General features: G+C 68.3%; 27 protein-coding genes and 1 tRNA gene. 11 read left to right on the forward strand and 17 right to left on the reverse strand.

Annotated elements, in window-relative coordinates; genetic code table 11:
• Positions 1 to 28: 28 nt before the first annotated feature.
• The 4 genes from IB228_RS07565 to hppD form a co-directional block, all read right to left on the reverse strand.
• Positions 29 to 976: a calcium/sodium antiporter gene (locus IB228_RS07565; protein ID WP_192197985.1), complete on the reverse strand. Its 948-nt coding sequence runs from the start codon at positions 974 to 976 to the stop codon at positions 29 to 31.
• A gap of 83 nt (positions 977 to 1059) precedes the next feature.
• Positions 1060 to 1722 carry a lectin gene (locus IB228_RS07570; protein ID WP_225562316.1) on the reverse strand — a complete coding sequence of 221 codons (663 nt, stop codon included), beginning with the start codon at positions 1720 to 1722 and terminating at the stop codon, positions 1060 to 1062.
• Positions 1723 to 1783: 61 nt separating this feature from the next.
• Positions 1784 to 3079 (reverse strand): homogentisate 1,2-dioxygenase, encoded by a 1296-nt coding sequence (gene hmgA / locus IB228_RS07575; protein ID WP_192197986.1) that lies wholly within the window; start codon positions 3077 to 3079, stop codon positions 1784 to 1786.
• Positions 3080 to 3170: 91 nt separating this feature from the next.
• Positions 3171 to 4265, reverse strand: a complete 1095-nt coding sequence (gene hppD, locus IB228_RS07580; RefSeq protein WP_192197987.1) for a 4-hydroxyphenylpyruvate dioxygenase — start codon at positions 4263 to 4265, stop codon at positions 3171 to 3173.
• Positions 4266 to 4364: 99 nt separating this feature from the next.
• On the opposite strand from hppD, the gene IB228_RS07585 reads away from it, so the two are divergent.
• Positions 4365 to 4895: a MarR family winged helix-turn-helix transcriptional regulator gene (locus tag IB228_RS07585; protein WP_192197988.1), complete on the forward strand. Its 531-nt coding sequence runs from the start codon at positions 4365 to 4367 to the stop codon at positions 4893 to 4895.
• Between the two features lie 81 nt (positions 4896 to 4976).
• Here the strand turns inward: IB228_RS07585 and IB228_RS07590 are convergent, their stop codons facing one another.
• Together IB228_RS07590 and IB228_RS07595 are read right to left on the reverse strand one after the other, a co-directional pair.
• Entirely contained in the window at positions 4977 to 6482 is a 1506-nt protein-coding gene (locus IB228_RS07590; RefSeq protein ID WP_192197989.1) for an oligopeptide:H+ symporter, read from the reverse strand.
• A 179-nt stretch (positions 6483 to 6661) separates the two neighbouring features.
• Positions 6662 to 7534, reverse strand: a complete 873-nt coding sequence (locus tag IB228_RS07595; RefSeq protein ID WP_183639218.1) for a tryptophan 2,3-dioxygenase family protein — start codon at positions 7532 to 7534, stop codon at positions 6662 to 6664.
• Between the two features lie 247 nt (positions 7535 to 7781).
• Between IB228_RS07595 and IB228_RS07600 the strand changes: the two genes are divergently transcribed.
• The 7 genes from IB228_RS07600 to IB228_RS07630 all read left to right on the forward strand — a co-directional run bounded on the left by IB228_RS07600 (position 7782) and on the right by IB228_RS07630 (position 16045).
• On the forward strand, positions 7782 to 10982 hold the full coding sequence (locus IB228_RS07600) for a lamin tail domain-containing protein (protein ID WP_192197990.1): 3201 nt from the start codon (positions 7782 to 7784) through the stop codon (positions 10980 to 10982).
• 334 nt (positions 10983 to 11316) lie between these two features.
• Positions 11317 to 12393: a pyruvate dehydrogenase (acetyl-transferring) E1 component subunit alpha gene (gene pdhA, locus IB228_RS07605; protein WP_141455536.1), complete on the forward strand. Its 1077-nt coding sequence runs from the start codon at positions 11317 to 11319 to the stop codon at positions 12391 to 12393.
• An 8-nt stretch (positions 12394 to 12401) separates the two neighbouring features.
• Positions 12402 to 13433 carry an alpha-ketoacid dehydrogenase subunit beta gene (locus IB228_RS07610; protein ID WP_183641215.1) on the forward strand — a complete coding sequence of 344 codons (1032 nt, stop codon included), beginning with the start codon at positions 12402 to 12404 and terminating at the stop codon, positions 13431 to 13433.
• Positions 13433 to 13801, forward strand: coding sequence for an SH3 domain-containing protein (locus IB228_RS07615; RefSeq protein ID WP_183639222.1), 369 nt, complete (start codon positions 13433 to 13435; stop codon positions 13799 to 13801). The genes IB228_RS07610 and IB228_RS07615 overlap by 1 nt, the downstream gene beginning before the upstream one ends.
• Positions 13798 to 15162 carry a dihydrolipoamide acetyltransferase family protein gene (locus IB228_RS07620; RefSeq protein WP_192197991.1) on the forward strand — a complete coding sequence of 455 codons (1365 nt, stop codon included), beginning with the start codon at positions 13798 to 13800 and terminating at the stop codon, positions 15160 to 15162. Before IB228_RS07615 ends, IB228_RS07620 begins: the two co-directional genes overlap by 4 nt.
• Before the next feature lie 68 nt (positions 15163 to 15230).
• Positions 15231 to 15614 (forward strand): VOC family protein, encoded by a 384-nt coding sequence (locus IB228_RS07625; protein WP_183639225.1) that lies wholly within the window; start codon positions 15231 to 15233, stop codon positions 15612 to 15614.
• Between the two features lie 47 nt (positions 15615 to 15661).
• Positions 15662 to 16045, forward strand: coding sequence for a VOC family protein (locus tag IB228_RS07630; protein WP_192197992.1), 384 nt, complete (start codon positions 15662 to 15664; stop codon positions 16043 to 16045).
• Here the strand turns inward: IB228_RS07630 and IB228_RS07635 are convergent, their stop codons facing one another.
• From IB228_RS07635 to IB228_RS07645, 3 genes are all read right to left on the reverse strand, one after another.
• Positions 16046 to 16975, reverse strand: coding sequence for an MBL fold metallo-hydrolase (locus tag IB228_RS07635; protein ID WP_192197993.1), 930 nt, complete (start codon positions 16973 to 16975; stop codon positions 16046 to 16048).
• 192 nt (positions 16976 to 17167) lie between these two features.
• Positions 17168 to 17467, reverse strand: a complete 300-nt coding sequence (locus IB228_RS07640; RefSeq protein WP_183639230.1) for a hypothetical protein — start codon at positions 17465 to 17467, stop codon at positions 17168 to 17170.
• A 1-nt stretch (position 17468) separates the two neighbouring features.
• Positions 17469 to 18764: a tryptophan--tRNA ligase gene (locus tag IB228_RS07645; protein WP_192197994.1), complete on the reverse strand. Its 1296-nt coding sequence runs from the start codon at positions 18762 to 18764 to the stop codon at positions 17469 to 17471.
• Between the two features lie 104 nt (positions 18765 to 18868).
• Here IB228_RS07645 and IB228_RS07650 point away from each other — a divergent pair, with 104 nt between their 5' ends.
• Complete coding sequence (locus IB228_RS07650; RefSeq protein ID WP_192197995.1) at positions 18869 to 19690, forward strand: hypothetical protein; 822 nt, start codon at positions 18869 to 18871, stop codon at positions 19688 to 19690.
• 75 nt (positions 19691 to 19765) lie between these two features.
• Here the strand turns inward: IB228_RS07650 and IB228_RS07655 are convergent, their stop codons facing one another.
• The 8 genes from IB228_RS07655 to birA all read right to left on the reverse strand — a co-directional run bounded on the left by IB228_RS07655 (position 19766) and on the right by birA (position 24467).
• A complete protein-coding gene (locus tag IB228_RS07655) occupies positions 19766 to 19981 on the reverse strand; it encodes a CsbD family protein (RefSeq protein WP_183639237.1) in 216 nt (71 codons plus the stop codon).
• Positions 19982 to 20227: 246 nt separating this feature from the next.
• Entirely contained in the window at positions 20228 to 20362 is a 135-nt protein-coding gene (locus tag IB228_RS07660) for an entericidin A/B family lipoprotein (protein ID WP_141455526.1), read from the reverse strand.
• A gap of 193 nt (positions 20363 to 20555) precedes the next feature.
• On the reverse strand, positions 20556 to 20708 hold the full coding sequence (locus tag IB228_RS07665) for an entericidin A/B family lipoprotein (protein ID WP_141455525.1): 153 nt from the start codon (positions 20706 to 20708) through the stop codon (positions 20556 to 20558).
• A gap of 156 nt (positions 20709 to 20864) precedes the next feature.
• Complete coding sequence (gene rocF, locus IB228_RS07670) at positions 20865 to 21788, reverse strand: arginase (RefSeq protein WP_183639239.1); 924 nt, start codon at positions 21786 to 21788, stop codon at positions 20865 to 20867.
• 122 nt (positions 21789 to 21910) lie between these two features.
• A tRNA-Thr gene (locus tag IB228_RS07675) sits at positions 21911 to 21986 on the reverse strand.
• A 33-nt stretch (positions 21987 to 22019) separates the two neighbouring features.
• The gene (locus IB228_RS07680; protein ID WP_192197996.1) at positions 22020 to 22727 is read right to left on the reverse strand and encodes an SPOR domain-containing protein; all 708 of its coding nucleotides are present in this window, start codon (positions 22725 to 22727) and stop codon (positions 22020 to 22022) included.
• Between the two features lie 22 nt (positions 22728 to 22749).
• A complete protein-coding gene (locus IB228_RS07685; RefSeq protein WP_192197997.1) occupies positions 22750 to 23502 on the reverse strand; it encodes a type III pantothenate kinase in 753 nt (250 codons plus the stop codon).
• Complete coding sequence (birA, locus tag IB228_RS07690; RefSeq protein ID WP_192197998.1) at positions 23499 to 24467, reverse strand: bifunctional biotin--[acetyl-CoA-carboxylase] ligase/biotin operon repressor BirA; 969 nt, start codon at positions 24465 to 24467, stop codon at positions 23499 to 23501. The genes IB228_RS07685 and birA overlap by 4 nt, the downstream gene beginning before the upstream one ends.
• 221 nt (positions 24468 to 24688) lie before the next feature.
• On the opposite strand from birA, the gene IB228_RS07695 reads away from it, so the two are divergent.
• Positions 24689 to 25024, forward strand: coding sequence for a hypothetical protein (locus IB228_RS07695; RefSeq protein ID WP_183641428.1), 336 nt, complete (start codon positions 24689 to 24691; stop codon positions 25022 to 25024).
• 3 nt (positions 25025 to 25027) lie between these two features.
• Positions 25028 to 25774, forward strand: coding sequence for a M90 family metallopeptidase (locus tag IB228_RS07700; protein WP_318287773.1), 747 nt, complete (start codon positions 25028 to 25030; stop codon positions 25772 to 25774).
• Positions 25775 to 25793: the final 19 nt, after the last annotated feature.

The following is a 25793-nucleotide window of genomic DNA, read 5'->3' on the forward strand; positions in this document are numbered from 1 at the left end:
CGAACCCGCGCAGGACGACCCGGCCTGATCAGGCCAGCATCGCGATTTCCAGCACCACCCAGGCCACGAACGCCAGCACCAGCACGGCGCCCTCGCCCCGGCTCACGCGCAGGTCCCCGCGCAACATCGGCAACAGGATCACCGCGAAGGCGATCGCCGCCGGCAGCTCCAGGCGGACGAAGGAGGTCGGCAACGGCAGTGGTCGGAACACCGCCATACCGCCCACCACGACCAACAGGTTGAACAGGCTGGAACCGATCACGTGGCCGGCCACCATGTCGCCCTGCCCGCGCCGCGCCGCCGCGATGGCGGCCGCCACTTCCGGCAGGGCGGTGCCAATCGCCACCGGCAACAGGCCGGACAGCAGCGGCGTCAGGCCCAGTCCGGCGCCGAGCGTGGTCGCGGACTGGACGATGAATTTCGAGCCGAAGTACAGCAGCGCGATGGCGATGGCCAGGCGCAGCAATGCCTGCCACCAGGCAACCGCGGGACCGGCATAGGCGGCGACATCCGCGCGCACCGCCTCGTCCTCGCGCGCACCGCGCGCGAGCAGGAAGGCGAGCATGGCGACGAAGGCCAGCAGCAGCACGCCGCCTTCGACGCGACCGATCACACCATCCAGGCCGAGAACGATCAGCGCCAGCGTCGCCGCCACCAGCAACAGCAGCAATGGCGACAGCAGGCGCATGCGCACCAGCAAAGGCGCGCACAGCGCCGCCAGGCCCAGGGTCAGGCCGAGATTGGCGATGTTGCTGCCGACCGCGTTGCCCAATGCCAGGTCCTGCGCGCCCACCCAGGCCGCGCGCGCGTTGACCGCCAGTTCCGGCAGCGAAGTGCCAAAGGCGATCAGCAGCAGGCCGGCGACGAAGGGCGAGGCCCCCAGGCGCTGCGCCAGCGCCGAGGCGCCCTTGACGATGGAATCACCACCCAGTGCCAGCAGCACCAGGCCCAGCAGGAAAAAGCCCCATGCTTCCATCCGTGCGCCTCCTCGCGTCGATGGGCGATTCTATGCCCGCGCGGCGGCCGGCCACCAGCCAGCCACCGTCGGCGGAGAGAAACTCAGGAGCAGCCTTCCACGTAGTCGGCCTGCGGGATCAGGCCCACCCGCCAACGGCTGACCTTGCCGTCGGCGCCGACCTCGAACACCAGCTTGCTCGGCGCCACTCCGCTGGCGGCCATCGACAGGTATTGGCCGCCCTCGACGTACTTGTGCGGCGTGGATTGCAGGCCACCGTTGTAGAGCTTCTGCAGGGCATCGGCCTGCATGCCGACCTTGCCGCCGCCGGGCGCGGTCTCCTTGTCGTTGCCGACGTCGTAGCGGACGAACTTGCCGTCCTCGATCATGAAGGCCAGTTCGTTGCCGTCCTTCGCCCACTTCGGCAGCAGGTAGTGGCAGGTACTGCCCTCGCCCGCCGGCAGCGACTTGAGCTCGCCGCCCCAGGCAGCCTTGGCCTCGTCTTCGCTGCTGCCCAGCTTCATGTCGCCGAAACCGGCCAGCCCGGCCTGGGCCAATGCGGGCGGCGCAGCGGGATCGGTGGCGGGCGGAGTGGTGGGCGGAGTGGTGGGCGGAGTGGTGGGTTCGGCGGGAACGCTCGCGGCCGGCGGCGGCGCGGGAGCCGGTGCGTCCGCCTCGGCCGGTGGCTGCGCGGCCGGCGGCTTGCAGGCGGCCAGCGCCAGCGTCAGGGCGAAAGTCAGCAGGACCGGCTTGGGGGCGAACGTCATGGCGGCGGCTCCGTGGGAAAGCCGCAGCCTAGCGCGTCGCGGTGAAGCTGTCGCGAACGGATCAGTCCGGTTTGCGGAAGTGCTTCTGCAATCCGGCCCAGCAGGCAAGGTAGTCGCGCTGGCGATGACCGGCTTCCAGCGCCTGCGCGGCGGGGCGGATCACCGCGCGGGTCTCGAACATGAAGGCCATGGTGTCGCGGATGACATCCGGCTTGGCCAGGTCCGCGGCGCTGGCCTTCTCGAAGGTGGCCGCGTCCGGGCCATGTCCGGTCATGCAGTTGTGCAGCGACGCACCGCCCGGCGCGAAGCCCTCGGCCTTGGCGTCGTACACGCCGGTGATCAGGCCCATGAACTCGCTGGCGACATTGCGGTGGAACCACGGTGGACGGAACGTGTCCTGCGCCACCAGCCAGCGCGGCGGGAAGATCACGAAATCCAGGTTGGCGGTGCCGTGGGTGTCGCTGGGCGAGGTCAGCACGGTGAAGATCGACGGATCCGGGTGATCGAAGCTGATCGACCCGATGGTGTTGAAGTGGCGCAGGTCGTAGCGGTACGGCGCGTAGTTGCCGTGCCAGCCGACCACGTCCAGCGGCGAATGGCCGATCGACGCGCGCCACAGGTGGCCCTGGAACTTGGCGATCAATTCGAACTCGCCTTCCACTTCTTCGTACGCCGCGTGCGGCGTTTCGAAATCACGCGGATTGGCCAGGCCGTTGGCGCCGATCGGCCCCAGGTCGGGCAGGCGCAGCGCGGCGCCGAAGTTCTCGCACACGTAACCGCGCGACGGGCCATCCGGCAGTTCGACACGGAAGCGCACGCCGCGTGGAATCACCGCGATCTGCTGCGGCTCCACCTCGACCACGCCCAGTTCGGTGGCGATGTGCAACCGCCCCTGCTGCGGCACGATCAGCAACTCGGCATCGGCATCGTAGAAGAACCGACCCTGCATCGAGCGGTTGGCCGCGTACAGGTGGACGCCGACGCCATGCTGGCCGGCGGCCGAGCCGTTGCCGGCCATGGTGTACAGGCCTTCGACGAAATCCGTGGATGCTTCCGGCAGCGGCAGCGGATTCCAGCGCAGCTGATCCGGGGTCACCGGCCCGCTGCCGAAATCGTTGTGGAAGCGCGGCTGCTCGAACGCCTCGAAATTCGAATGCATCGCCGCCGGGCGGATCCGGTACAGCCAGCTGCGGCGGTTCTCGCTGCGCGGCGCGGTGAACGCCGTGCCCGAGAGCTGCTCGGCGTACAGGCCGTGGGCCACCCGCTGCGGCGAGTTGCGTCCGATCGGCAGCGTGCCGGCCACGGCCTCGCTGGCGAAATGGTTGCCGAAACCGGTTTGGTAGCCGCTGATTTTCATGGTGCCTGCCTGTGGCCGCGACGTCCGTCGCGGCGATGCCGATGACGCGATTCTGCCTGAACTGGGGAGCGGCGCCAGGCGCCGCCCGGGTTCAGAGCACGCCGCGGCGCATCTGGTCGCGTTCGATGCTCTCGAACAACGCCTGGAAGTTGCCTTCGCCGAAGCCTTCGTTGCCCTTGCGCTGGATGATCTCGAAGAAGATCGGGCCGATCGCGTTCTGGGTGAAGATCTGCAGCAGCTTGCGCTGGTGGGTCTCGGGATCGGCGTCGATCAGGATCTTGTTCCTGGCCAGCCGCGGCACATCCTCGCCATGATCCGGCACGCGCTGGTCGATCACGTCGAAATAGGTGTCCGGGGTGTCGAGGAACTCGACGCCGGCCTCGCGCATGGCTTCCACCGTCTCGTAGATGTCGTCGGTGAAGCAGGCGATGTGCTGGATGCCCTCGCCCTTGTACGCGTCCAGGTACTCGTTGATCTGCGACTTCGGATCCGAGGATTCGTTGAGCGGGATGCGCACGATGCCATCCGGCGCGGTCATCGCCTTGGACAGCAGGCCGGTCTTGGCGCCCTTGATGTCGAAGTAGCGGATTTCGCGGAAGTTGAACAGGCGCTCGTAATAATCCGACCACTTGTCCATGTTGCCGAAGTACAGGTTGTGGGTCAGGTGATCGATGAAGGTCAGCCCGAAGCCCTTCGGGTTCTGCTCCGCGCCCTGCACCGGCAGGTAGTCGCCGTCGTAGATGCTCCCGGTACCGCCGTAGCGATCCACCAGGTACAGCATGCAGTCGCCGATGCCCTTGACCACCGGCGCGGAAACCGCGCGGGTTTCCGGCTTGTGATCGATCGCCTCGCCACCGTTGTGGAGGACGGTGTCGTACACCAGTTCGGCCGGCTTGCTGAAGCGGATCGCGAAGCCGCAGGCGCAGGGACCGTGCGCACGGGCGAAATCGGCGGCGAACGAATCCGGATCCTCGTTGACCAGGAAGTTCACCCCGCCCTGGCGGTACACGGTGATCGGACGGGTCTTGTGGCGCAGCACGGCGGTGAAGCCGAGCCGGCGGAAATAGTCGTGCAGGGCCTCGCCCTGGCCATCCGGGGCGGCGAATTCGACGAATTCGAAGCCGTCGATACCCATCGGGTTCTCGAAGGTGGTGACCTGCATGCCGAGGTTGGGTTGTGCGTTCATGTAGCGCCTCGCTAGGCTTGCGGTGGGACAGCCTGCTTTATAGTTTCAATTGAAACTACTTGCAAGCTGCGCCGCGCCATCCCTTTCCGAACCGGCCCCATGAACGATCCCAATCCGAACCCTGATGCCCCAGCCGCGCCGGCCCCGGCCGAGCCGCACCCCCATGCCGTACTGGAGCTGGAGCGATTCCTGCCCTACCGCCTGAGCGTGCTGTCCAACCGGGTCAGCCAGACCATCGCCCACCTGTACGACCAGCGCTTCGGCCTGGCGATCACCGAGTGGCGGATCATGGCGGTGTTGGGCCGGTTCTCGGATCTGTCCGCAGGCGAGGTCGCCGAGCGCACCGCGATGGACAAGGTGGCGGTCAGCCGGGCCGTGGCCAAGCTGCTGGAACGCGGCCTGATCAAGCGCGATACCCATGGCGACGACCGCCGCCGCTCGGTGCTGGCGCTGTCGGAAGTCGGCTATTCGGTCTACGACGAAGTCGCGCCGATGACCCTGGAGTGCGAGCGCCGGCTGCTGTCGGAACTGAGCCCGGAAGAAACCCGGCAGCTCAGCCAGCTGATCGACAAGCTGTCCGACGGCGTCGCCCACATGACCGGCTCCACGCCGTGGAAGCAGGCCGACTGACAACGCACGCGGGAAACATTCCGCGGACATGAAAAAGGCGGCCATCGGCCGCCTTTTTCGTTTTCCATCGATGCCGGCGGTTTACTTCACGCCATGCATCAGCTTCTGCACCAGCGGCGCGATCAGGAACAGCAGCACGCCGAAGCCGAGCAGGGTCCAGAACCCGAAGGTGTAGCCGGACAGCGCCGAAGCCGGGGTCATGCCGGTCTCGCCGCTGACGTGGCTGGCGAAGATGCCGGACAGGTTGTTGCCGATGCCGGTGGACAGGAACCAGCCGCCCATGCCGAAGCCGACCAGACGCACGGGCGCCAGCTTGGTCACCATCGACAGGCCGATCGGCGACAGGCAGAGCTCGCCGATGGACTGGATCCAGTACACCGCGAACAGCGTCCAGAACGGAATCTTCAGGCTCTGCGGATCCACCAGGCTGGAAAGCGCGAACATCAGCAGCAGGAACGCCAGGCCGTTGAAGATCAGGCCCAGGCCGAACTTGCGCGGGATCGACGGGTTGGCGCGGCCCATCTTGACCCACAGCCACGCCATGATCGGGGCCAGGGTGATGATGGCGACCGAGTTGACCGACTGGAACCAGCCGACCGGGAAAATCCAGCCGCCGAAGTCGCGATTGACGATCTTGTCGGCGAGGAAGCTGAAGGAGCTGCCGGCCTGCTCGAAGAAGCACCAGAACAGCACGTTGAAGGCGAAGATGATCAACATCGCGATCACCATGTCGCGCTGCTTGGGCCCATTGCGGATGCCTTCGACCAGCAACAGGATCGCCAGGCCGATGAACATCGCGGTGAGGATCCACTGCAGTGAATCCGCGCCGAGGTTCAGCAGGAAGTAGAACACCGGGATCGCCGCGATCGCGCAAATCGCCGTGACCGCCAACCGCGCCATGCTCTCGCCGCCCACCGGCGGCACGCCGATGCCCTTGAGCTGGCTGCGTCCGAACCAGAACCACACCAGGCTGATCAGCATGCCGATGCCGGAGGTGATGAACACGATCTTGTACACCGGCATCGTATCGGTGCCGAACACCTTCTCGGCCAGCCAGCTTGTCAGCAGCGGCGAGATCATCGCACCCAGGTTGATGCCCATGTAGAAGAGGGTGAAGCCCGAATCACGGCGCTCGTCGCCGACCGCGTAGAGCTTGCCGACCATGGTCGAGATGTTCGGCTTGAACAGGCCATTGCCGGCGATGATCGTGGCCAGGCCCACCTTGAAGATGTTCTGGTCCGGCACGGCGATCATGAACAGGCCGGCCGCCATGATGGCCGCCCCCAGCAGGATCGACCGCTGGTAGCCAATGATCCGGTCCGCCACGTAGCCGCCGAAGATGGCCGCCGCGTAGACCAGCGCCAGGTAGGCGCCATAGACCTGGTTGGCCGGCGTCTCGCCGGTGCCGCTGCCGCCGTAGAACTGCGCCACGATGTACAACACCAGCGCCCAGCGGATGCCGTAGAAGGCGAACCGCTCCCAGAATTCTGTCATGAACAGCATCCACAATGGACGCGGATGGCCCAGGGCCTGCTGGAATTCCGGTATCGGTTGCACCGGGTTTTGCGTATCGACGGCACCGCTCATGCGGTCTCCCCCCTCGTTATTCAGGAATGACAAATCCACGCGAAAGCCGCGCGGGACGGGGGAGAATTACCGACGCCCGCGGCTCCGTCAATGCCGTTTTTCCTGAATACGGGGGCCGGTGGGCTAGCGGAAAGCCCGGAAAACCCGCGGATTTCCTGCGGGGGCCGAGCCTGGGAGGCTCAGGGCGACGCCGGTCGGTCGCCGTCGATGGAGGTCCGGACCTCGAACAGTTCCGGGAAGAACGACAGTTCCAGCGCCTGCTTGAGGAAGCCCACGCCGCTGGAACCGCCGGTGCCGCGCTTGAAGCCGATGATGCGCATCACCGTGCGCATGTGGCGGAAGCGCCAGAGCTGGAACTGCGATTCCAGATCCACCAGGTCCTCGCACAGCGAGTACTCGCGCCAGTAGCGGTCGGTGTCCTCGTAGATGCGCTCGAACACCGGCAGCAGCGCCGAATCCGACACGTGCGGCTGGCGCCAGTCGCGTTCGCGATGCTCCTGCGGCACCGCGTGGCCGAAACGCGCCAGGTAGCGCAGGAACTCGTCGTACAGGCTGGGCGCCTCCAGCATCCGCTGGAGCTGCGCCTGTCCTTCGGGATCGTGGGCGAACACCTTGAGCATCGCGGCGTTCTTGTTGCCCAGCAGGAACTCGATGGTGCGGTACTGCAGCGACTGGAAGCCGGACGACGGCCCCAGCAGATCGCGGAATCCCATGTACTCGGAAGGCGTCAGCGTTTCCAGCACCGACCATTGCTCGGTCAACTGGCGCAGCACCTGCTTGGCGCGCGCGAGCACCTTGCGGGTCTGCCACACCTCGTCGCGCTGCAGGTGCACGGTGGCCGCGCGCAGCTCGTGGATCATCAGCTTCATCCACAGCTCGGAGACCTGGTGCTGGATGATGAACAGCAGCTCGTCGTGATGGGCCGGATCCGAGACCGGCTGCTGTGCCGCCAGCAAACGATCCAGGCGCAGGTAGCCGCCATAGGTCAGCCGGCCTTCCAGGTCTGTGTGGATGCCGGCTTCCAGGGCGCGTTCGTTCTTTTCTACGGACATCCGTCGACAGGCGGGGCAAGGCTGCGGGTGCAGCGGGGTCGCCAGCGTAACCGATACCGCCGACCGCGCCCTCCCCGGCCAGCGGTCGCCTGCAAAAACCGGGACTTATGTCATCGCCATGCAATGCACGGGCCGGAGGCTTCCGCTACATTGCGCCAACCGGAGCCGGCCACGGCAGCATCGGGCAGCGGCGCACGCATTCACGGTCAGGGAGAGTCTGTTGATGGGCATGCCTCGAAACCGCCGCATGGCGGTCTTGCTGTTTTCGGTCGCCACCCTGCTGCTTGCCGCCACGGCGCAGGCGCAGGTGGTGGTCAGCCAGGTCTACGGTGGTGGCGGCAACAGCGGCGCCACGCTGAAGAACGATTTCATCGAACTGCGCAACAACGGCGCCAGCGCGGTCAGCCTGGACGGATGGAGCGTGCAGTACGCCTCCTCCACCGGTACCACCTGGAGCCGCACCAACCTCGCCGGCAGCATTGCCCCGGGCGGCTACTACCTGATCCAGCAGGCGCAGGGCAACGGCGGCACCGTCGATCTGCCGACGCCTGACGCGACCGGCACGCTCACCCTGTCCGGCACCGCCGGCAAGATCGCGCTGAGCCGCAGTACCGCCACGCTGTCCGGCGGATGTCCGCTCACCGACGCCAATCTGGTCGACTTCGTCGGTTTCGGCAGTGCGGCCAACTGCTTCGAGGGCGCCGCCCCGACCGGCACGTTGAGCAACACCAGCGCGGCGCTGCGCAATGGCGAAGGCAGCATCGACACCCAGAACAACGGCGCCGACTTCAGCGTCGGCACGCCCAATCCGCGCAACAGCGGCGCGGCCCCGCCGGATCCGCCGGTGGCCCGTACCATTCCGCAGATCCAGGGCAACGGACTGATTTCGCCGTATGTGGAGAAGCGGGTCATCACAGAAGGCGTGGTCACCGCACTCAAGTTCAACAACGGCTTCTTCCTGCAGGCCGCCAACGACGATGGCGATCCGGCCACGTCCGAAGGGCTGTTCGTGTTCACCGGCAGCGCGCCGCCGGCGAGCGCCGCGGTCGGCAACCGCGTGCGCGTGACCGGCACCGTGGCCGAATTCGTACCTGCCTCGAATCCACACCAGCTGACCATCACCCAGATCACCGGCCCGACCGTGGAGATGCTGGAAGCCGGCGTGGCGTTGCCGGCGCCGGTCGAACTGGCGGCCGCCGATCTGGCACCCGCCGCCCTGCCCGGCACGCTGGAACGCCTCGAAGGCATGCGCGTGAGCGTGGCCCGCGCGGTGGTGGTGGCGCCCTCGGGGGGCAGCATCGACGAGAACGACGCCACCGCCAGCAGCGACGGCGTGTTCCACGTGACCCTGCCCGAGGTCGCGCGTCCGTTCCGCGAACCCGGCATCGGCGTCATGGACATCATCCCGATTCCCGGCGACAAGCATCCGCCGCGCTTCGACACCAACCAGGAACGCCTGATGGTGCGCAGCCGTGGGCAGGTCAACGCGCAGCCGCTGTCGGTCGACACCGGCGCCGAGGTCACCGGGCTGTCCGGCGTGCTCGACTACTTCTCCGGCACCTGGGCGCTGCTGCCGGATCCGGCCACGCCGCCGACGGCCGGCGCCGGCATGGCGCCGCGCGCGGTTCCGGATGCGCGCTACGACGAGGCGACCATCGGCAGCTTCAACCTGCTGCGCCTGTTCGACGAGGTGGCCGACGGCAACGGCGCGGTCACCCTGACGCCGGCCGCGCTGGACAAGCGCCTGGCCAAGGCGGCGCTGGCGATCTGCGACTTCCTGAAGACGCCGGACATCCTCGGCGTGGTGGAAGTGGAGAACACCCGCGTGCTGCAGTTGCTGTCAGAGCGCATTGACGCCACCTGCGCCAGCCGCCCGGGCTATGTTCCGTATCTGCAACCGGGCAACGACGTCGGCGGCATCAACGTCGGCTTCCTGGTCAGTTCCCGCGCCACCGCCGGCGGCGCGCCGCGGGTGGAAGTGCTGGAAGTGGCCCAGTTCGGCAAGAACACCCCGCTGGCCAATCCCGACGGCAGCACCAGCCTGCTCAACGATCGCCCGCCGCTGCGGCTGCGCGCGCGGATCCACCAGGACGGTGCGGCCGGCTATCCGGTCACCGTGATCGTCAACCACCTGCGTTCGCTCAACGACATGGACGACACCGCGCCGGGCAGCAACGGCTGGCCGACCGGTGGCGATCGCGTGCGGGCCAAGCGCGCCGCGCAAGCTGCCTACCTGGGCGGACTGGTGCAGCAGATGCAACAGGTCGATCCGAACGAGAAGATCGTGCTGGTCGGTGACTTCAACGCGTTCGAGTTCAACGACGGCTACGTCGACGTGATGGGCATCCTGCGTGGCGACGCGGCGCCGGCCGATCAGGTACTGACCTGGGCCGCCAGCCCGGTGACCACGCCGCTGATCGATGGTTCGCAGCTGATCGCCGATCCCGCGCAGCGCTACTCCTATGTCTTCGGCGGCAACGCGCAGACCCTGGATCACGTGCTGGTCAACGAGGCGCTGGTAATGGGTGCGGACGTGCAGGTGGATCACGCGCGCATCAACGCCGATTTCGGCGTGGACAACTTCGGCGACGCCAGCGTGGCGCTGCGCTCCTCGGATCATGATCCGGTGCGCCTGGCCATCCGCGTGCCGGGCTTCGCCCGCGCTGATCTGTCGGCGACGGTGAGCGCGGATCGCGCCAGCGCGGCGGTCGGTGATACCGTGTCCTACACCGCCACCGTCCGCAACGCCGGTCCAGGCGTGGCGGCGCCGGCCGCGGTCGCGTTCGTGTTCGCCGCGGACGTGGCACCGGTGCTGGGCGCCGTCGCCCCGGGCTGGACCTGCGAAGCGCCGGTGCAATCCGGCGGCAGCACCCGCCTGGCCTGCACCACGCCGTCGCTGGCCAGCGGTGTCGAAGCCGGCTTCAGCCTGCAGGTCACGGTGCCGGCCAGCGTCGCCGGCGGCGCGCTCGGCCTGGGCGTGTCGGCCAGCTCGCCGGTGCCGGATCCGGCCAATGCCGACAACACCGCGGCCGTGGCGGTCACGGTGGCCGCGCTGCCGCAGGCCGACCTGTCGGTACGCCTGCTCGGCGGGGCGGCGACGTTCCGCCGCGGCGCCGTCGCCACCTTGCTGGTGCCGGTGCGCAACGCCGGCCCGGATTCCGCCGAACAGGTGAAGGTGGTGCTGGCCAGCAATGTCGAGGCACGCCACATGGCGGTGGCAGCGCCGCGCGGCTGGTCGTGTGGCCGCGCCGCCGACACTGCCACCGGCTCGGCCGCGCAATGCACGCGCAGCACGCCGATGGCCTCCGGTTCGACGCAGGTGCTGGCGTTCGCGCTGGTGGTGCCGAACCGGCCCAAGCGCGGCACGGTGTTCGCCTTCACCGCCCAGGTGGAGAGTGCCACCCCGGACCCGGACACCGGCAACAACCGCGCGCAGCTGATCCGCTGACGCGGCACCGGCGATGGATGAACAAGGGCGCGGCCTGGCCGCGCCCTTGTCGTTTCCGCGCTTGGTTTTCCGCGTGCGCCCGCCCTGTGCACCTTCCCCGCGTGCGCGTCAAGCCGGGGTTTTTCCGCGCAGAATCGCGCTGGTCCAACCTCCGGACAATTCCCGCGCGGGCGCCGCGCGGCCGGCGCCAAGCACCTGACGCGCCAGCGTTTCCCGGTATTTCCGCGCACCGTGCGGATCTGTGTTGTTGCAGCGCAGGAAGGCCGGTCGGCTCCGGTTCCTTAACATTGGATCCTTCAACATTCGCCGCAACATCCGCAGAGTGACACCCGGCATGACCATCGCCGCAAAGTTCGAAATCGAGTTCCTCCAATACCTCGGCCCGGACGGCAAGCTCGTCCGCGACGACCTGCCCGAAGCCGGGCGCGACACCCAGCGCCTGCGCGAGCTGTTCAAGCAGATGCTGTTCGTGCGCACCTTCGACACCAAGGCCATCGCGCTGCAACGTACCGGCAAGCTGGGCACCTACGCCTCCTGCCTGGGCCATGAAGCCACCCACGTCGGCATCGGCGCCTCGATGAAGCCCGAGGACGTGTTCGCCCCCAGCTATCGCGAGTACGGCGCGCAGTTCATGCGTGGCGTGCAGCCGCGCGACGTGCTGATGTACTGGGGCGGCGACGAACGTGGCAACGATTTCAAGATCGCCCGCCACGACTTCGCCTGGAGCGTGCCGATTTCCACCCAGTGCCTGCACGCCGCCGGCGCCGCGCTGGCGTTCAAGCTGCGTGGCCAGCCACATCTGGCGGTCGCCACCTGTGGCGACGGCGGTTCGTCCAAGACCGACTTCTACGCCGCCCTGAATTCGGCCGGCGCCTACGAGCTGCCGCTGATCCTGTGCGTGGTCAACAACGGCTGGGCGATCTCGGTGCCGCGCAAGGCCCAGACCGGTGCGCAGACGCTGGCGCAGAAAGGCCTGGCCGGCGGCCTGCACTGCCTGCAGGTGGACGGCAACGATCTGATCGCCGTGCTGGAAGCGATGCGCCGTGCCGGTGAACGCGCCCGCAAGGGCCAGGGCGGCACCGTGCTGGAATTCGTCACCTATCGCCTGTCCGATCACACCACCGCCGACGACGCCCGCCGCTACCGCGACGACGCCGAAGTGAAGGCGGCCTGGGAACGCGAGCCGATGACCCGCCTGCGTACCTGGCTGGTCGCGCAGGGTGCCTGGAACGAGGCCGAAGAGGCCAAATGGAAGGAGGAATGCGGCGCGCGCGTGGACGAGGAAGTGAACGCCTATCTCAACACCCCGGTGCAGCCGGTCGAAGCGATGTTCGACTACCTGTACGCGGATCCGCCGCCGGAACTGCTGGCGCAACGGGCCGCCGCGCTCGCCGCGGAGGGCCGCTCATGAGCACCGTGATGGAAAACAACACCACCGCCAAGCACAAGGCGGCCGACACCGTGGCGGCGCCGACCGCGATCACCCTGATCGAAGCCATCACCCAGGCGCTGGCCTGGGAAATCGCGCATGACGACTCGGTCATCGTGCTGGGCGAGGACGTGGGCGTGAACGGCGGCGTGTTCCGCGCCACCGCCGGCCTGCAGCAGCGCTTCGGCGCCGATCGCATCCTCGACACCCCGCTGGACGAAACCACCATCGCCGGCCTCACCGTGGGCCTGGCCGTGCAGGGCATGAAGCCGGTCGCCGAAGCGCAGTTCGACGGCTTCGTCTACCCGATGGTCGATCACATCATCTGCCACGCCGCGCGCATGCGTTACCGCACCCGTGGCCGCCTGCACTGCCCGATGGTGCTGCGCGTGCCGTGGGGCGGCGGCATCCGCGCGCCGGAGCACCACAGCGAGGCCAACGAGGCCATCTTCACCAACGTGCCCGGCCTGCGCGTGGTCCTTCCCTCCTCGCCGCAGCGCGCCTACGGCCTGCTGCTGGCGGCGATCCGGGATCCGGATCCGGTCATCTACATGGAGCCCAAGCGCATCTATCGCCAGTACAAGGAAGTGGTCGCCGACGACGGCGAGGCGCTGCCGCTGGACGTGTGCTTCGTGCTGCGCGACGGTACCGACGTCACCCTGGTGACCTGGGGCGCGCAGGTGAAGGAAGCGCTGGAAGCCGCCGACAAGCTGGCCGCCGAGGGCATCAGCGCCGAGGTCATCGACGTGGCCACGCTGCGTCCGCTGGACTTCGACACCATCGCCGAGTCGGTGTCCAAGACCGGCCGCTGCGTGATCGTGCACGAAGCCCCGCGCACCGCCGGCTTCGGCGCCGAGATCGCCGCGCGCCTGGCCGAGCATTCGATGTACGACCTGCTCTCGCCGGTCGAGCGCGTCACCGGCTACGACACCCACATTCCGCTGTTCCGCCTGGAGATGAAGTACCTGCCCAGCGTCGACAAGATCGTCGCCGCGGCCAAGCGCACCCTGGCCAACGGCTGATGAAGCGCGCGCGCGTCATCGCGACGCACCGCGCGCCGGATCGCCCGGCCATCCGGATCGCCGCCGGCGATCCGGTGACGCTGGGCGAACGCGACACCGACTGGCCGCAGTTCGTCTGGACCAGCCTGGCCAGCGGACTGGGCGGCTGGATTCCGGTCGCGCTGTTCGACGCCGAACATGGCGCGGCCACCGCGACGGACGAATACGACACGCGCGAACTGGATGCGGAGAAGGGCGAGATCCTGACCCTGCACCACGAGATGGCGGACTGGTGGTGGGCCGAGAACGCACTCGGCCGCACCGGCTGGATTCCGGCGCGCAACCTGGAACCTTTCCAAGCAACACCTGCACAAGAGAAATCCGAATGAGCGACAGCAAGACCTTCAATCTTCCCGATCTGGGCGAAGGCCTGCCCGACGCCACCATCGTCGAGTGGTTCGTCAAGGAAGGCGACGTGATCCGGCTCGACGAGCCGCTGGTCTCGATGGAAACCGCCAAGGCGGTCGTGGAAGTGCCGTCGCCGGTCTCCGGCAAGGTGCTGAAGCTGGCCGGCGGCGCGGGCGACGTGGTGGTCACCGGCAGCATGCTGGCGGTGTTCCAGCCCGATCCCAACCTGCCGCAGCGCGCGGAAGGCCAGGACACCGGTCACCACCACGGCCCGGCCAAGGCGCATGCGCCCGAACCCGCTCCGGCGGCGGCCGCGCCTGCGCCTGCACCCGCCGCCCCCGAAATCGAGCGCGACGACGCCGGCACCGTGGTCGGCGCGATGCAGACCTCCAACGCCGTGCACACCGAGCAGGCGGTCGCGGTCGGCGGCGTCAAGGCGATGCCGGCGGTGCGCGCGATGGCCAAGAAGCTGGGCGTCGACCTGGCCCGCGTGCGCGCGACCGGCGCCGATGGCGCGGTGACCATGGCCGACGTCAAGCAGGCCGCCGCCGACGGGTCGGCCCGGGTCGGCGCGGCGCCCGCCGCACCGGTTCGCGCCGCCGTGGCCGAAGCCACCCCGGCGCCGGCTCCCGCCGTCGCGCAGCGCACCACGCTGTCCGCCTCCGGCAAGCCGATGCGCACCCAGCCGCCGGGCGTGGCGGTCACCGGCCAGCCGGAACAGCTCAAGGGCGTGCGCCGCAACATGGCGCGGGTGATGGCCGACGCGCACGCCAAGGTCGTACCGACCACGCTCAGCGACGACGCCGACGTGCATGCCTGGACGCCGGGCAACGACGTCACCGTGCGCCTGATCCGCGCCATTGTCCGCGCCTGCAAGGCGGTGCCGGCGATGAACGCCTGGTTCGATGGCGACAAGCTCACCCGCACCCTGCATCCGCAGGTGGACGTGGGCATCGCGGTGGACACCGACGACGGCCTGTTCGTGCCGGCCCTGCGCAATGCCGACATCCTCGATGCGCGCGGCGTGCGCGAAGGCATCAACCGCCTGCGCGCGCAGGTCGAGGATCGCAGCATCCCGGCTTCCGAGCTGAGCGGCTACACGGTCTCGCTGTCCAATTTCGGCATGTTCGCCGGCCGCTACGCCACGCCGGTGGTAGTGCCGCCGTGCGTGGCGATCGTCGCCGCCGGCCGCGCCCGCCACCAGGTCACGCCGGTGATGGGCGGCTTCGAGTCGCACAAGATCATCCCGCTGTCGGTCACCTTCGATCACCGCGCCTGCACCGGCGGCGAAGCCGCGCGCTTCCTCAAGGCGCTGATCGACGATCTGGCATTGCCGGCGTAAGCCGGTCCCCACCCGCCGCCGGACACGGCGGCGGGTCGCGTTTCCTCCCACGTCGCGGAGAACGGAACATGGCCCATCGCAGTCGGCTGGCTGGCTTCATCATCGATTGCCAGACCCACGATCACGAAACCGCCGCGCAGTTCTGGAGCCAGGCGCTGGGCCTGCCGCGCGGCGAGACCTACCAGGATGGCGAAGCCCATTACGCCGAGCTGGAGGGCGCGCCGGGCGGCCTGCACGTCGAGGTGCAACAGGTGGCGCACGCCTCGCGCGTGCACCTGGACATCGAGGCCGACGACGTGGATGCCGAAGCCGACCGACTGGAGAAACTGGGTGCCAAGCGCATCGGTTTCGTCAAACGCTGGTGGCTGATGGAAGCGCCGACCGGGCAACGTTTCTGCGTGGTGCGCATGCGCCATCCCGAGCGCGGCGTCGAGCCGAACCATTGGGATTGACGCCTCCCGCCAGCGGACGTTCGAACCATCCTTTCCGGAGCATCGACATGGCCCACCACAGCCGCCTCGCCGGATTCATCATCGATCGCCAGACCGACGACCTGGGCGCCGCCTCCTCGTTCTGGAGCCGCGCCCTCGGCCTGCCGGTGGTCAGCGCCGATGATGGCGGCGTTGGCCTGTACGACCGGCTGAAGGACGCCGCCGGCGGACTGCACGTGGAGGTGCAGAAGGTCGATCACCCTTCCCGCGTGCATCTGGATATCGAAGCCGACGATCTGGAAGCCGAGGCCACGCGCCTGGAACAACTCGGCGCGCGCCGGATCCGCTTCGTCCACGACCGCTGGTGGGTGATGGAAGCCCCGACCGGGCAGCGCTTCTGCATCGTGCCGATGGGCGGAGGCGAACGCGAGGGCGTGAACCGCTGGGATTGATCAGCGGCGATCCCGATCCAGCCAGCAGGCCAGGCCCTGCGCGTTGAGTTCGATATCCATCTCCAACACCTGCGTCACGCCGGCATCGTCCAGCGGGCATCGCAGCGCGCGGGCGCGTTCCTGGTACAGCGCGGTCAATCCGGCGACCATGGCGCGGTGCCTGTCCGGCTTGCCGTCGCATTGCCGGGCCAACACGCACATCGCATCGATCTGTTCGAACAGCTCCGCCGCCAGCCGGTCCGGTTCCTCAACCCGGCCATAGTGGGTGAGGTACATCGCCCGCGGCCGGTACGCGAGCAATCGCGCGATCGAGGTCTTCAGCGCCTCGGGCTCGAATTGCACCGGTGAGGAGGTCGGCAGGATGAACGGTCCGTGCGGACCGTCCATCTCGCGATACGACAGACCGAAGGTGTCGCCGGTGAACCAACTGCGGCTGCGTTCGTCCCACACGCAGTAATGGTGGCGCGCATGCCCGGGCGTGTCGATGCACTGCAGGCGGCGTCCGGCCAGTTCCAGCGCATGGCCGTCTTCGGCGACGACCACGCGTTCCTCCGGCACCGGCCGGATGGAACCGTAGCTGCGCGCCATCTCCGCTTCTCCGTAGACGGCGGTGGCGCCGGCAATCAGTTTGGCCGGATCGATCAGGTGGGGGGCGGCTCGCGGATGCGCGACCAAGCGCGCATGCGGCAGGTGCGCCATCAACTCGCCCGCGCCGCCGGCGTGATCCAGATGCGCGTGGGTGACCAGCACCCAATCGATGTCCTCCGCCGCCAGGCCCGTCTTTCGTGCCGTCTCCAGCAAACGCGGGACCGCGTGGTTGGTGCCGGTATCGATGAATGCGCCACGTCCCTGTTCGACAATCAGGTAGGCGGCATCGAAATGATCCCGCTGGAACGCGGTATCGATGGTGTGGATGCCAATGGTGTCCATACGCTTGTGGGGTAACGCTAGGATGGAACCGATTCTACCGGCGTCCCGGCGCCGCCACGATGCATCTTTGGTCGCAGAAGCACATCACATGCCTCACTGTGGGAGCGACGTGAGTCGCGAATCGGAAGCACTTCTTTTCGCGATTCACGTCGCTCCCACAATCAGCCGGAAGGACGCTTCCACCTGGCGCGCTCAGCCGCGCTCCAGCCACCACGACCGCAGCAGCACCGCCACGGTCAGCACGAACAGGAAACCGCCGTAGCCGACCAGGGTCGCCAGCACCTGTTTCCAGATCGCGCCGGTGCCGATGTCGGCCAGGCCCAGCGCGTAGCCCCAGTACATGCCCAGCATGCTGAGCACGAACGCCACCGCCAGGCTGGCCGTGTCGAATGCCTTGCGCCGGCCGCTGCGCGGTTGCCGGGGAAACAGCCAGAACAGCGTGCCCAGCAGCGCGAACCACGGCAGGAACAGCACCATCGCCAGGAACGGCATCTCAGGCCTCGGCGTCGCGCAACTGCTTCAATGCCGCCAGCACCTCCGCGGCGGCAACCTGCAGCACGATCTCGGTGGTTTCCAGTTGATCCGCGCGCTCGGCCTGCTTCAGCACGGCGATGATCTGGCCGGCATCCTTGGGCGCGTCGAAGCCATTGCTCTGGATCAGCAACTGGCCATCGGTGTCGGTGAACTTGAAATAGAACCGCGCGTCCTTGTCGCGATACTGCTTGAACTGCGGCAATGCGGCCTTGGCCGCGGCCGCCTTCGCGGGCACCGCCGGCTGCTCGGCCAGGTTGCGCAGGCCAACCGCGTGGCGCAATTCCGCCAGCAACGGGATGGCGTACTTCGTGCGCAGGCGCTGCGCGCCGTCGCGCAGGATCGCTTCGATCTCCTCGGGCCGTGCCATCAGCGCCAGGTACTTGTCACGCAGCGGGCCGATTTCCGCGTCGATGCGCTCGAACAGTTTCTGCTTGGCGTCGCCCCAGCCGATACCGTCGGCGAAGGCCTGGGCGAAGGCGGCGGTTTCCTCCGCGCCGGCGAAGGCCTGGTACAACTGGAACAGCGCCGAACCCTCGGTGTCCTTGGCCTCGCCCGGTCCACGCGAATCGGTGAGGATCGAGAATACCAGCTTCTTCAGCTCCTCACGCGGCACGAACAGCGGAATGGTGTTGTTGTAGCTCTTGCTCATCTTGCGCCCGTCCAGGCCGGGCAGCGTGGCGACGTTGTCGTCGATGAGCACTTCCGGCAGCGCGAAATACTCCTTGCCGTAGACGTGATTGAAACGCTGGCCGAAATCGCGCGCCATCTCGATGTGCTGGATCTGATCGCGCCCCACCGGTACCTGGTTGGCGTTGAAAATCAGGATGTCGGCGGCCATCAGCACCGGGTACATGAACAGTCCGGCGGAGACGCCTGCGTCATCGTCCTCGCCGTCGGCGCGGTTCTTGTCCACCGCCGCCTTGTAGGCATGCGCGCGGTTGAGGATGCCCTTGCCCGCCACGCAGGTCAGGAACCAGGTCAGCTCGGTGATCTCGGGAATGTCGCTCTGCCGGTAGAACCACACCTTGTCCGGATCCAGCCCCGCCGCCAACCAGGTGGCGGCGATTTCCAAGGTCGAACGCTGGGTGCGCGCCGGATCCTGCGCCTTGATCAGACTGTGCAGGTCGGCGAGGAAATAAAAGCTCTCCACGCCCGGGTTGCGGCTGGCCGCCACGGCGGGGCGGACCGCGCCGACGTAGTTGCCCAGGTGGGGGGTGCCGGAGGTGGTGATGCCGGTCAGGACTCGGGTGGTCATTGCGTCTTTCTGAAGTCTGAACACGGCCAGTTTAACCGCTGCCGGCGCAAACCCCATCCGCGACGGCGACGCGTTGACACGCACGTCCCTTCCGGAGAACCGCCATGTTCCGCGCCTGCCTGCTCCTGCTTGCCTCGCTGTTCCCGCTGGCCGCCTGCTCCCGCGCCGAGGCCGGGCCGCTGGTGGACGTGGCGGTCATCGACCGCGACACCAGCCAATGGCTGCCCAGCTATCCGCATCGCGGCGATAGTTGGGTGGCCGGCCAGCCCGGCCACCGCTACGCCGTACGCCTGACCAATACCACCGGCGAGCGCGTGCTGGTGGTGCTGTCGGTGGACGGCGTCAACGCGGTCACCGGCGAAACCGCCGCGCCCTCGCAGGCCGGCTACGTGCTGGATCCCTGGGAGACCGCCGAGATTGCCGGCTGGCGGAAGTCGCTGGAGGATGTCGCCCAGTTCGTGTTCACCGATCATGGCGACAGCTATGCCACGCGGACCGGACGTCCGCGCAATGTCGGGGTGATCGGTGTCGCGGCGTTCCGCGAAGCACGGCCCTACTACTCGCCGCGCTATCCGGTCCACCCGACGCCGGCGCCCTACCCGCCTTATGCCGGTTCCCGCGCGCAATCGGAAAGCGCCGACGCGAAGGCCGCCGCACCGACCGCGGCCGAGTCCGCCGGCGACGCGATGGCCAGCCGCCAGCGCATCGGCACGGGGCACGGCGAACGCGAATGGGCGCCGGTGGGTTCCACCGACTTCGTGCGCGCCCGGCGCACGCCCGACCAGGTCAGCCAGATCCGATACGACGAACCGCGCCGGCTGGTGGCCCTGGGCATCCTGCCACCGCCCTACCGTCCGTCCTATCGCGAACGCGCGCCGCAGGCGTTCCCAAATGGTTTCGTCGCCGACCCGCCGCGCTGGCGCTGAACGCCGGAACCATCGGACGCCACTAAGAAACGGGCCGCTCGCGCGGCCCGTCGTCGTACCGGTTGTCCGGCCGAATCAGTGCTTCATGTCCGAGCGCAGGCTGCGCTCGAATGCCTTCACTTCATCGTGGGCCCGCTCGCGGCCCCAGCCGTAGCGTTCCTGCAGGCGTCCTTCCAGGTATTCGGCATTGCCTTCGGCAACCTGGAAGTCGTCGTCGGTCAGATCGCCCCATTTGGCCTGGATGCGGCCCTTCAGCTGTTTCCAGTTACCGGCGATGATGTCCTGGTTCATGGGATTTCCTCTTGGTCTCGCGGCGGGGAACACCGCGCGACCAGCATCGCAACCCGGCCATTCCCGCACGATCAAGGCGGCGTCAACGCCACATTATTTCCGCCGGATTTCCTCCGGAAAACGCGCCGCGAAACTCGGAGGCCCGATTTCCCGACACCCTCCCACAACGGAAAAAGGCCGGCGGATGCCTGCCCTTCCCTTCCCGCCCCCGCCAGCAAGTGGCTGCCGGCGCACGCGGACCGGCGCTTACTTGCCGGAGGCGTCCTCGACCTTCTCGCCCACTTTCTGCACGTCCTTGCCGAACCCCTTGACGGTGTTGCAGCCGGACAGCGCGGCGATCGAGAACATGGCGATGAACAACAGGGCGACGTAGCGCTTCATGGGAAAGCTCCTGGTTGATGTTGGCTCCCGGGGAGTGGCGGCCGACCTTCCCGCGCCAGCCTTCCCCTGCGGCGGCGAGTCTGATTAAAGCATGCTGCATCGGGGCTGACCAAGGCTCCGGAAAACGAAAGGGCCGGCATGGCCGGCCCTTCCGGAAGGCGCGCCTCGTCGCTGCGCCAAGGGGGTTACGACGTCAGCACTTGCCGTCCTTGCAATCCTGCGCCTTGTCTTCGACCTTCTCGCCGACCTTCTGCACGTCCTTGCCCGCGCCGGCCATGGTGTTGCAGCCGGAAAGGACCGCGGTGGAAAACATCGCCAGCATCAGCAAAGCCATCCAACGTTTCATGCTCGCCTCCTTGGTGAAATGCCTGGTGGAACGATGCTGCATCGGTGCGGCAGGCGACCCTTGCAGCGTGGTTCCACCATGGACAGCCGGCTGTTCACGGCACGTGAAAGCGGCGGGCGGCATTCAGGCATGAATAAGCCTGCGGCCGGCTCCGGTTCAGTCGCGCATCAAGGTGGATTTTCCGAACAGGCTTTCCACCAGATCGACGGTCAGCTTGGCGGTCCGGTTGCGGCGGTCCAGCACCGGATTGAGTTCGACGATGTCCAGGGAGCCCATCCGGCCGGTATCGGCAATCATCTCCATCACCAGCTGCGCCTCGCGGTAGTTCGGCCCCCCCGGTACGGTGGTGCCGACGCCCGGCGCGATGCTGGGATCCAGGAAATCCACGTCGAAACTGACATGCAGGTGGGTATCGGCATCGACGCCTTCCAGCGCCGCTTCCATGGTCCGCTTCATGCCCACTTCGTCGATGTAGCGCATGTCGTAGACATCGACCGCGTGATCCTTGATCAGCTTCTTTTCTTCCGGATCCACCGAGCGGATGCCGATTTGCCGCACCATCGCCGGCGTGATCGCCGGGCTGTCGCCGCCCAGCCGGGTCAGCGCATCCGGGCCGATGCCGCACAGGCACGCGACCGGCATGCCGTGGATGTTGCCGGAAGGCGTGACTTCGCTGGTGTTGAAATCCGAATGCGCATCGAGCCAGAGCACGCGCAGGCGCTTGCCCTGCTGGCGGCAATGACGGGCGATGGCGGTGATCGATCCGATTGCCAGGCAATGATCACCGCCCATCATGATGGGCAGGCGTCCCTTGCCCAACTCGGCGGCGGTCGCTTCCATCAGCGCATGGTTCCAGGCCACCACTTCGTCCAGGTGGCGATAGCCGCGCACCGGATCGATCCAGGGATTCGCCGGTCCCTGCACGTTGCCGGTGTCGATCACGTCCACCCCGCGCCCGGCCAGCGCCTCGCCGAGACCGGCGATGCGCAGGGCATCCGGTCCCATCCGCGCGCCGCGGTGCCCCGCGCCAATGTCGGTGGGCACGCCTATCAGGGAAACGGGGGGAAACGTACGGGCCATCGGCAACACTCGGTGTTCTGGAAAGATCCGGAAGTCTAGTCCGATTTGCATGACCGGGCTGTGGCGCTGCAGCAGCGCGGCGGCGATGGACCGCTTGACGATCGACGCTCGCAAGAGCGAGATGGTGCCGCTTATCCGAATCGAACGGATGACCTACCGCTTACAAGGCGGTTGCTCTACCAGCTGAGCTAAAGCGGCACGGAGGGCCGGCGTTGCGCCGGTCCCGGGATTCTACCGCAGTGCGGCAGGGCAGTCCTGCGGCTGCACCGGAACGCCGGCCAACGGGCGCAGCGCCATGGCGGTGGTTCCGGCCGGGGCGGCGACGTCCAGCCACCAGCGCGACGGGCCCTCCTCGCCTATCGCATGGACGCGTGCGGGAAAACCAGCCGCTGCGAGTTGTGCCTGGCGCCGCTCGGCGCCTTCCCGGCTGCGGTAGCGACCCAATGCGATTCCGTTGGTTTCCTCTCCCTGGTTGATCACCAGGAAATCGTCGAAGCCCGCCGTCCCGATGCGCTGCGCCATCGCCCCCGCTTCCTCGCGGCTGGCCATTGGCGGCAGCGAGACCCGGTAGCCGCTGGCGCCCTTCCCCGGCGTTTCCCGTGGAATCGCGCGGCCGACCGTCGGGTCAATCCGGCCACGCGCGAGATCGGCGGCGGCCCGCTCGGCGAACGGACCGGCGCGGAAACAGGCCCGCGCGGCGGTTGGCGGCGCGGCCGGCACGCTGGCCGGCGCTGCGGGCGAAGACGGCGGCGTGGCGGCGGTGACGGCCGCCTGCGGCGCAGCCGATGGCAGCACCGCGGATTCCACCAGTTCCAGCCTGGTCACTCCCGCCGGCACTTCCGGCAATGGCGACGCGGCGGGTTTGGGGCGGGTGAGCCACCAGGCGGCCACGCCCAGGTTGAGGACGGCCAGCAGGACGATCAGGGCGCGAATCAGCATGCGGGGATTCTATCCATGACGGTCACGCCGCCGCATCGGCGGGGCGGCCGGCCTTCGCCCATTGCGCCAAGCCCTCCAGTACCAGCGACGGGACGAACTCCGCTTCAGGCAGGCAGGCGCGCAATGCCTCGGCGCCACCACCGTGCAGCAGCAGCGCCGGCGTCTCGCCGAGTTCGCGGGCGGCCAGCCGCAGGCTGCGTTCGATCAGGCCCAACGCGGCGCCGTCGCAACCGGACGCCAGCGCGTCCTCGGTATCGTCGGCGAACTCGCGATAGATGCCGCCCTGCGCCGGCAACTGCGCGGCGGCCTGGTGCAGCGCGGCGCGCATCAGCGCGGGTGAAGGCGCGATGCGCCCGCCCCGGTGCAGGCCGCGTGCGTCCAGGAGATCGATGGTGATGGCGGTGCCGACGCCGGCGATCATCCACGCGCGCGCGCCGCGGGCATGCGCCGCGACCATCGCCAGGAACCGATCCACGCCCAGCTTTTCCGGCCGTGCATAGGCGACGCGCACGCCCGCGAACGCGGCCTGCGTGCGGGCAAGTGAAATGCGCTGGAATCTTTCGGTCAGTACATCGATGACGGCCAGGGTCAGCACGGGCGACGCCACGCTCGCCAGGCAGGCCGAATCCGCCGCGGCCGGCAAGTGCCGCCGCAGCGCTTCGGCGAACCCACGCTCGTCATGGCCGAACGCGATCACCTCGCCGGGACGTCCCTCGCCATCCAGTTGCGTGCACTTGAGCCGCGAGTTCCCCAGATCGAACAACCATTGCGTCATTGCGCCCTCACACTGATTTCCCCGGCATGCACGTTCTCCCAGGCGCCATCGATCAGGACGCGCAATGCGCCGTCCTCGGCCAGCCCGCCGGCGACACCGTGGCGTGTCTGCCGCGCTCCATGTATCGCCACTTCCCGCCCGGCCAGCACGTCCAGCGACGCGAAGCGCGGCAGGAACGGGGCCAGGCCATCGCGATCGAACCGGTCCAGCGCCGGCAGCAGATGCGACAGCAGCGCCGCCGCCAGCGCGTTGCGATCCGGCGCGGTGCCGCCCAGCGCGGCCAGATCGATCCAGGGCTGGTCGATGCCGGCCGCGAACGTCGCCGGCATGCGCACGTTGATGCCGATGCCGATGATTGCCCGGACCGGGCCGCCGTGTTCGCCGCCGCCTTCGACCAGCACGCCGCCCAGCTTGCGGCCGTCCACCGCCAGATCGTTGGGCCATTTGAGTCCGGTGCCGGCGAAGCCCAGCGCGCGCAGCGCCTCCGCCACCGCGACGCCGGTGACCAGGCTGAGTCCGCCCAACCGCGCCAGCCCGCCGGAGAAATGGCGTGCCAGCGACAGGTACAGGTTGGCCGCGACCGGCGACGCCCATCGGCGCCCGCGCCGTCCGCGCCCGCCGGTCTGCTGTTCGGCCAGCAATGCGCTCACGCCCTGCGAGGGGGTATCCCGGCGCAGCAGTTCGCTGTTGGTCGAATCCAGCGACCAGGCGACTTCCAGCGCCGCCAGGCCATCCCGGCAGCCGGGGTCCAGCGCCTGGCCGATTGTTCCGGCATCCAGCAGGTCCAGCGGCCCGGCCAGGGCATAGCCCCGGCCGGCCCTGGCGTCGATGCGCACCCCCGCCTCCCGCAGCGCCTCGATGCGTTTCCACATGGCGGCACGGGTCAGACCGGCGTCCCGGGCCAGCGCGTCACCGGACACGGGACCGGCCTGCAGCCGTCTCAGCAGCTCGCGTTCGGCACTCACCGCCCCGGCTCCCGGCCGTTGTCGGCGGGCGGAAGGGAGGCTTCAGGGGCGGCAGTGGGCGGGCATGACATGGCGTCATTATGCCGGCGCGCGCCGGGCCCGCTCCGGCCGCTCCCGGGCGACTTCGCCGCGCCCCGGCCTATTCAGACCATCATCCCGGTTTCCGGCTATATTCAGCGGGATGGCCGCCGCCTCGGCCGCCATCCGACAGGAGTCCTCCGATGCTTCGCGCCAGCTTCATCGTCCTGCTGACCTGCATCTGTGCGCCGGCGATGGCGCAGAACGGCCGCGTTTTGTCGACCGTCAGCGCATCGGCTTGCCAGGAGATCGCCGACAAGGCCAGCGAAGCATCCCCGCCCAGCGAAGCCGCCACGCGCGCCGCGCGCGCGTCGGTGCGCGACAAGTATGCGCCCGCGACCACGTCATCGTCTGGCGGCACGCTGCCGGTGGTGGGCAGTCGCGGCGGCGGCGGCGAGGATGAAAGCGATCCAAGCCCGGTGCTGCCGCGCCCGCGCGCACCGAAATGGCACAGCTTCCTGCCGGGCATGTTTCGCTGACCAGTGTTGCGACTGCTCCGGCGGTTCCGTCCGCCTGCTCCCATCGATGACGAGATCTGGCAACGCATCTGCCGCGATACGCCGTGGATTGCGCGGCTCGACGACGTGCGCCGTTGGCGCCTGCGCGCACTGACCGCGCGCTTCCTGCACGAAAAGACCATCACTCCGCTGGGTGAGCTGTCGCTCGATATCCAGCAGTGCACCCAACTGGCCGCGCTGTGCTGCCTGCCGCTGCTTGAATTCGGCCATCGCGGCTGGCGCGGCTGGTCGCAGCTCATCGTCTATCCCGAAGCCTTCCGCGTGCACCGCAGCCACACCGACGCGGCGGGCGTGCAACACGAATGGGAAGACGATCTGGCCGGCGAATCCTGGGATGCCGGCCCGCTGATCCTGTCGTGGGCGGACGTGCAGGCGGACCTGGCCGAACCCGACGCCGGTTTCTGCGTGGCCGTGCACGAAATGGCACACAAGCTGGATGCGCTCGACGGCGAGATGGACGGGACGCCTCCACTGCCCGGCGACTGGCGCCGCCGCTGGGCGCAGGATTTCCAGCGTGCCTACGATCAGTTGTGCCAGGAGGTGGATACCGGCCGCGAGACCCGGATCGACGCCTATGCGACCGAAGGCCCGGACGAATTCTTCGCGGTGGCCACCGAATACCACTTCTCCGCACCACGCCTGCTGCGCCAGGCCATGCCCGACGTGGCCGCACACCTGCGCCGGTTCTATGGTCCGCCGCCGGAATGGTGACCGGCGGGTCGCCGCGCAC

It is taken from the genome of Pseudoxanthomonas sp. PXM04 (assembly GCF_014851695.1).
Lineage (GTDB): Bacteria > Pseudomonadota > Gammaproteobacteria > Xanthomonadales > Xanthomonadaceae > Pseudoxanthomonas_A > Pseudoxanthomonas_A beigongshangi.

Excerpts from the sequence above, each read along its gene's own strand:
- IB228_RS07615 (WP_183639222.1), top strand. The coding sequence starts at position 13,433 with ATGAAGCGCGCGCGCGTCATCGCGACGCACCGCGCGCCGGATCGCCCG.
- IB228_RS07590 (WP_192197989.1), bottom strand. The coding sequence starts at position 6,482 with ATGAGCGGTGCCGTCGATACGCAAAACCCGGTGCAACCGATACCGGAA.
- IB228_RS07625 (WP_183639225.1), top strand. The coding sequence starts at position 15,231 with ATGGCCCATCGCAGTCGGCTGGCTGGCTTCATCATCGATTGCCAGACC.
- IB228_RS07570 (WP_225562316.1), bottom strand. The coding sequence starts at position 1,722 with ATGACGTTCGCCCCCAAGCCGGTCCTGCTGACTTTCGCCCTGACGCTG.
- hmgA (WP_192197986.1), bottom strand. The coding sequence starts at position 3,079 with ATGAAAATCAGCGGCTACCAAACCGGTTTCGGCAACCATTTCGCCAGC.
- IB228_RS07650 (WP_192197995.1), top strand. The coding sequence starts at position 18,869 with ATGTTCCGCGCCTGCCTGCTCCTGCTTGCCTCGCTGTTCCCGCTGGCC.
- pdhA (WP_141455536.1), top strand. The coding sequence starts at position 11,317 with ATGACCATCGCCGCAAAGTTCGAAATCGAGTTCCTCCAATACCTCGGC.
- IB228_RS07610 (WP_183641215.1), top strand. The coding sequence starts at position 12,402 with ATGGAAAACAACACCACCGCCAAGCACAAGGCGGCCGACACCGTGGCG.
- rocF (WP_183639239.1), bottom strand. The coding sequence starts at position 21,788 with ATGGCCCGTACGTTTCCCCCCGTTTCCCTGATAGGCGTGCCCACCGAC.
- IB228_RS07620 (WP_192197991.1), top strand. The coding sequence starts at position 13,798 with ATGAGCGACAGCAAGACCTTCAATCTTCCCGATCTGGGCGAAGGCCTG.
- IB228_RS07665 (WP_141455525.1), bottom strand. The coding sequence starts at position 20,708 with ATGAAACGTTGGATGGCTTTGCTGATGCTGGCGATGTTTTCCACCGCG.
- IB228_RS07640 (WP_183639230.1), bottom strand. The coding sequence starts at position 17,467 with ATGCCGTTCCTGGCGATGGTGCTGTTCCTGCCGTGGTTCGCGCTGCTG.
- IB228_RS07635 (WP_192197993.1), bottom strand. The coding sequence starts at position 16,975 with ATGGACACCATTGGCATCCACACCATCGATACCGCGTTCCAGCGGGAT.
- IB228_RS07695 (WP_183641428.1), top strand. The coding sequence starts at position 24,689 with ATGCTTCGCGCCAGCTTCATCGTCCTGCTGACCTGCATCTGTGCGCCG.
- IB228_RS07645 (WP_192197994.1), bottom strand. The coding sequence starts at position 18,764 with ATGACCACCCGAGTCCTGACCGGCATCACCACCTCCGGCACCCCCCAC.
- IB228_RS07565 (WP_192197985.1), bottom strand. The coding sequence starts at position 976 with ATGGAAGCATGGGGCTTTTTCCTGCTGGGCCTGGTGCTGCTGGCACTG.
- IB228_RS07595 (WP_183639218.1), bottom strand. The coding sequence starts at position 7,534 with ATGTCCGTAGAAAAGAACGAACGCGCCCTGGAAGCCGGCATCCACACA.
- IB228_RS07600 (WP_192197990.1), top strand. The coding sequence starts at position 7,782 with ATGGCGGTCTTGCTGTTTTCGGTCGCCACCCTGCTGCTTGCCGCCACG.
- IB228_RS07630 (WP_192197992.1), top strand. The coding sequence starts at position 15,662 with ATGGCCCACCACAGCCGCCTCGCCGGATTCATCATCGATCGCCAGACC.
- IB228_RS07660 (WP_141455526.1), bottom strand. The coding sequence starts at position 20,362 with ATGAAGCGCTACGTCGCCCTGTTGTTCATCGCCATGTTCTCGATCGCC.
- IB228_RS07680 (WP_192197996.1), bottom strand. The coding sequence starts at position 22,727 with ATGCTGATTCGCGCCCTGATCGTCCTGCTGGCCGTCCTCAACCTGGGC.
- IB228_RS07685 (WP_192197997.1), bottom strand. The coding sequence starts at position 23,502 with ATGACGCAATGGTTGTTCGATCTGGGGAACTCGCGGCTCAAGTGCACG.
- hppD (WP_192197987.1), bottom strand. The coding sequence starts at position 4,265 with ATGAACGCACAACCCAACCTCGGCATGCAGGTCACCACCTTCGAGAAC.
- IB228_RS07585 (WP_192197988.1), top strand. The coding sequence starts at position 4,365 with ATGAACGATCCCAATCCGAACCCTGATGCCCCAGCCGCGCCGGCCCCG.
- IB228_RS07655 (WP_183639237.1), bottom strand. The coding sequence starts at position 19,981 with ATGAACCAGGACATCATCGCCGGTAACTGGAAACAGCTGAAGGGCCGC.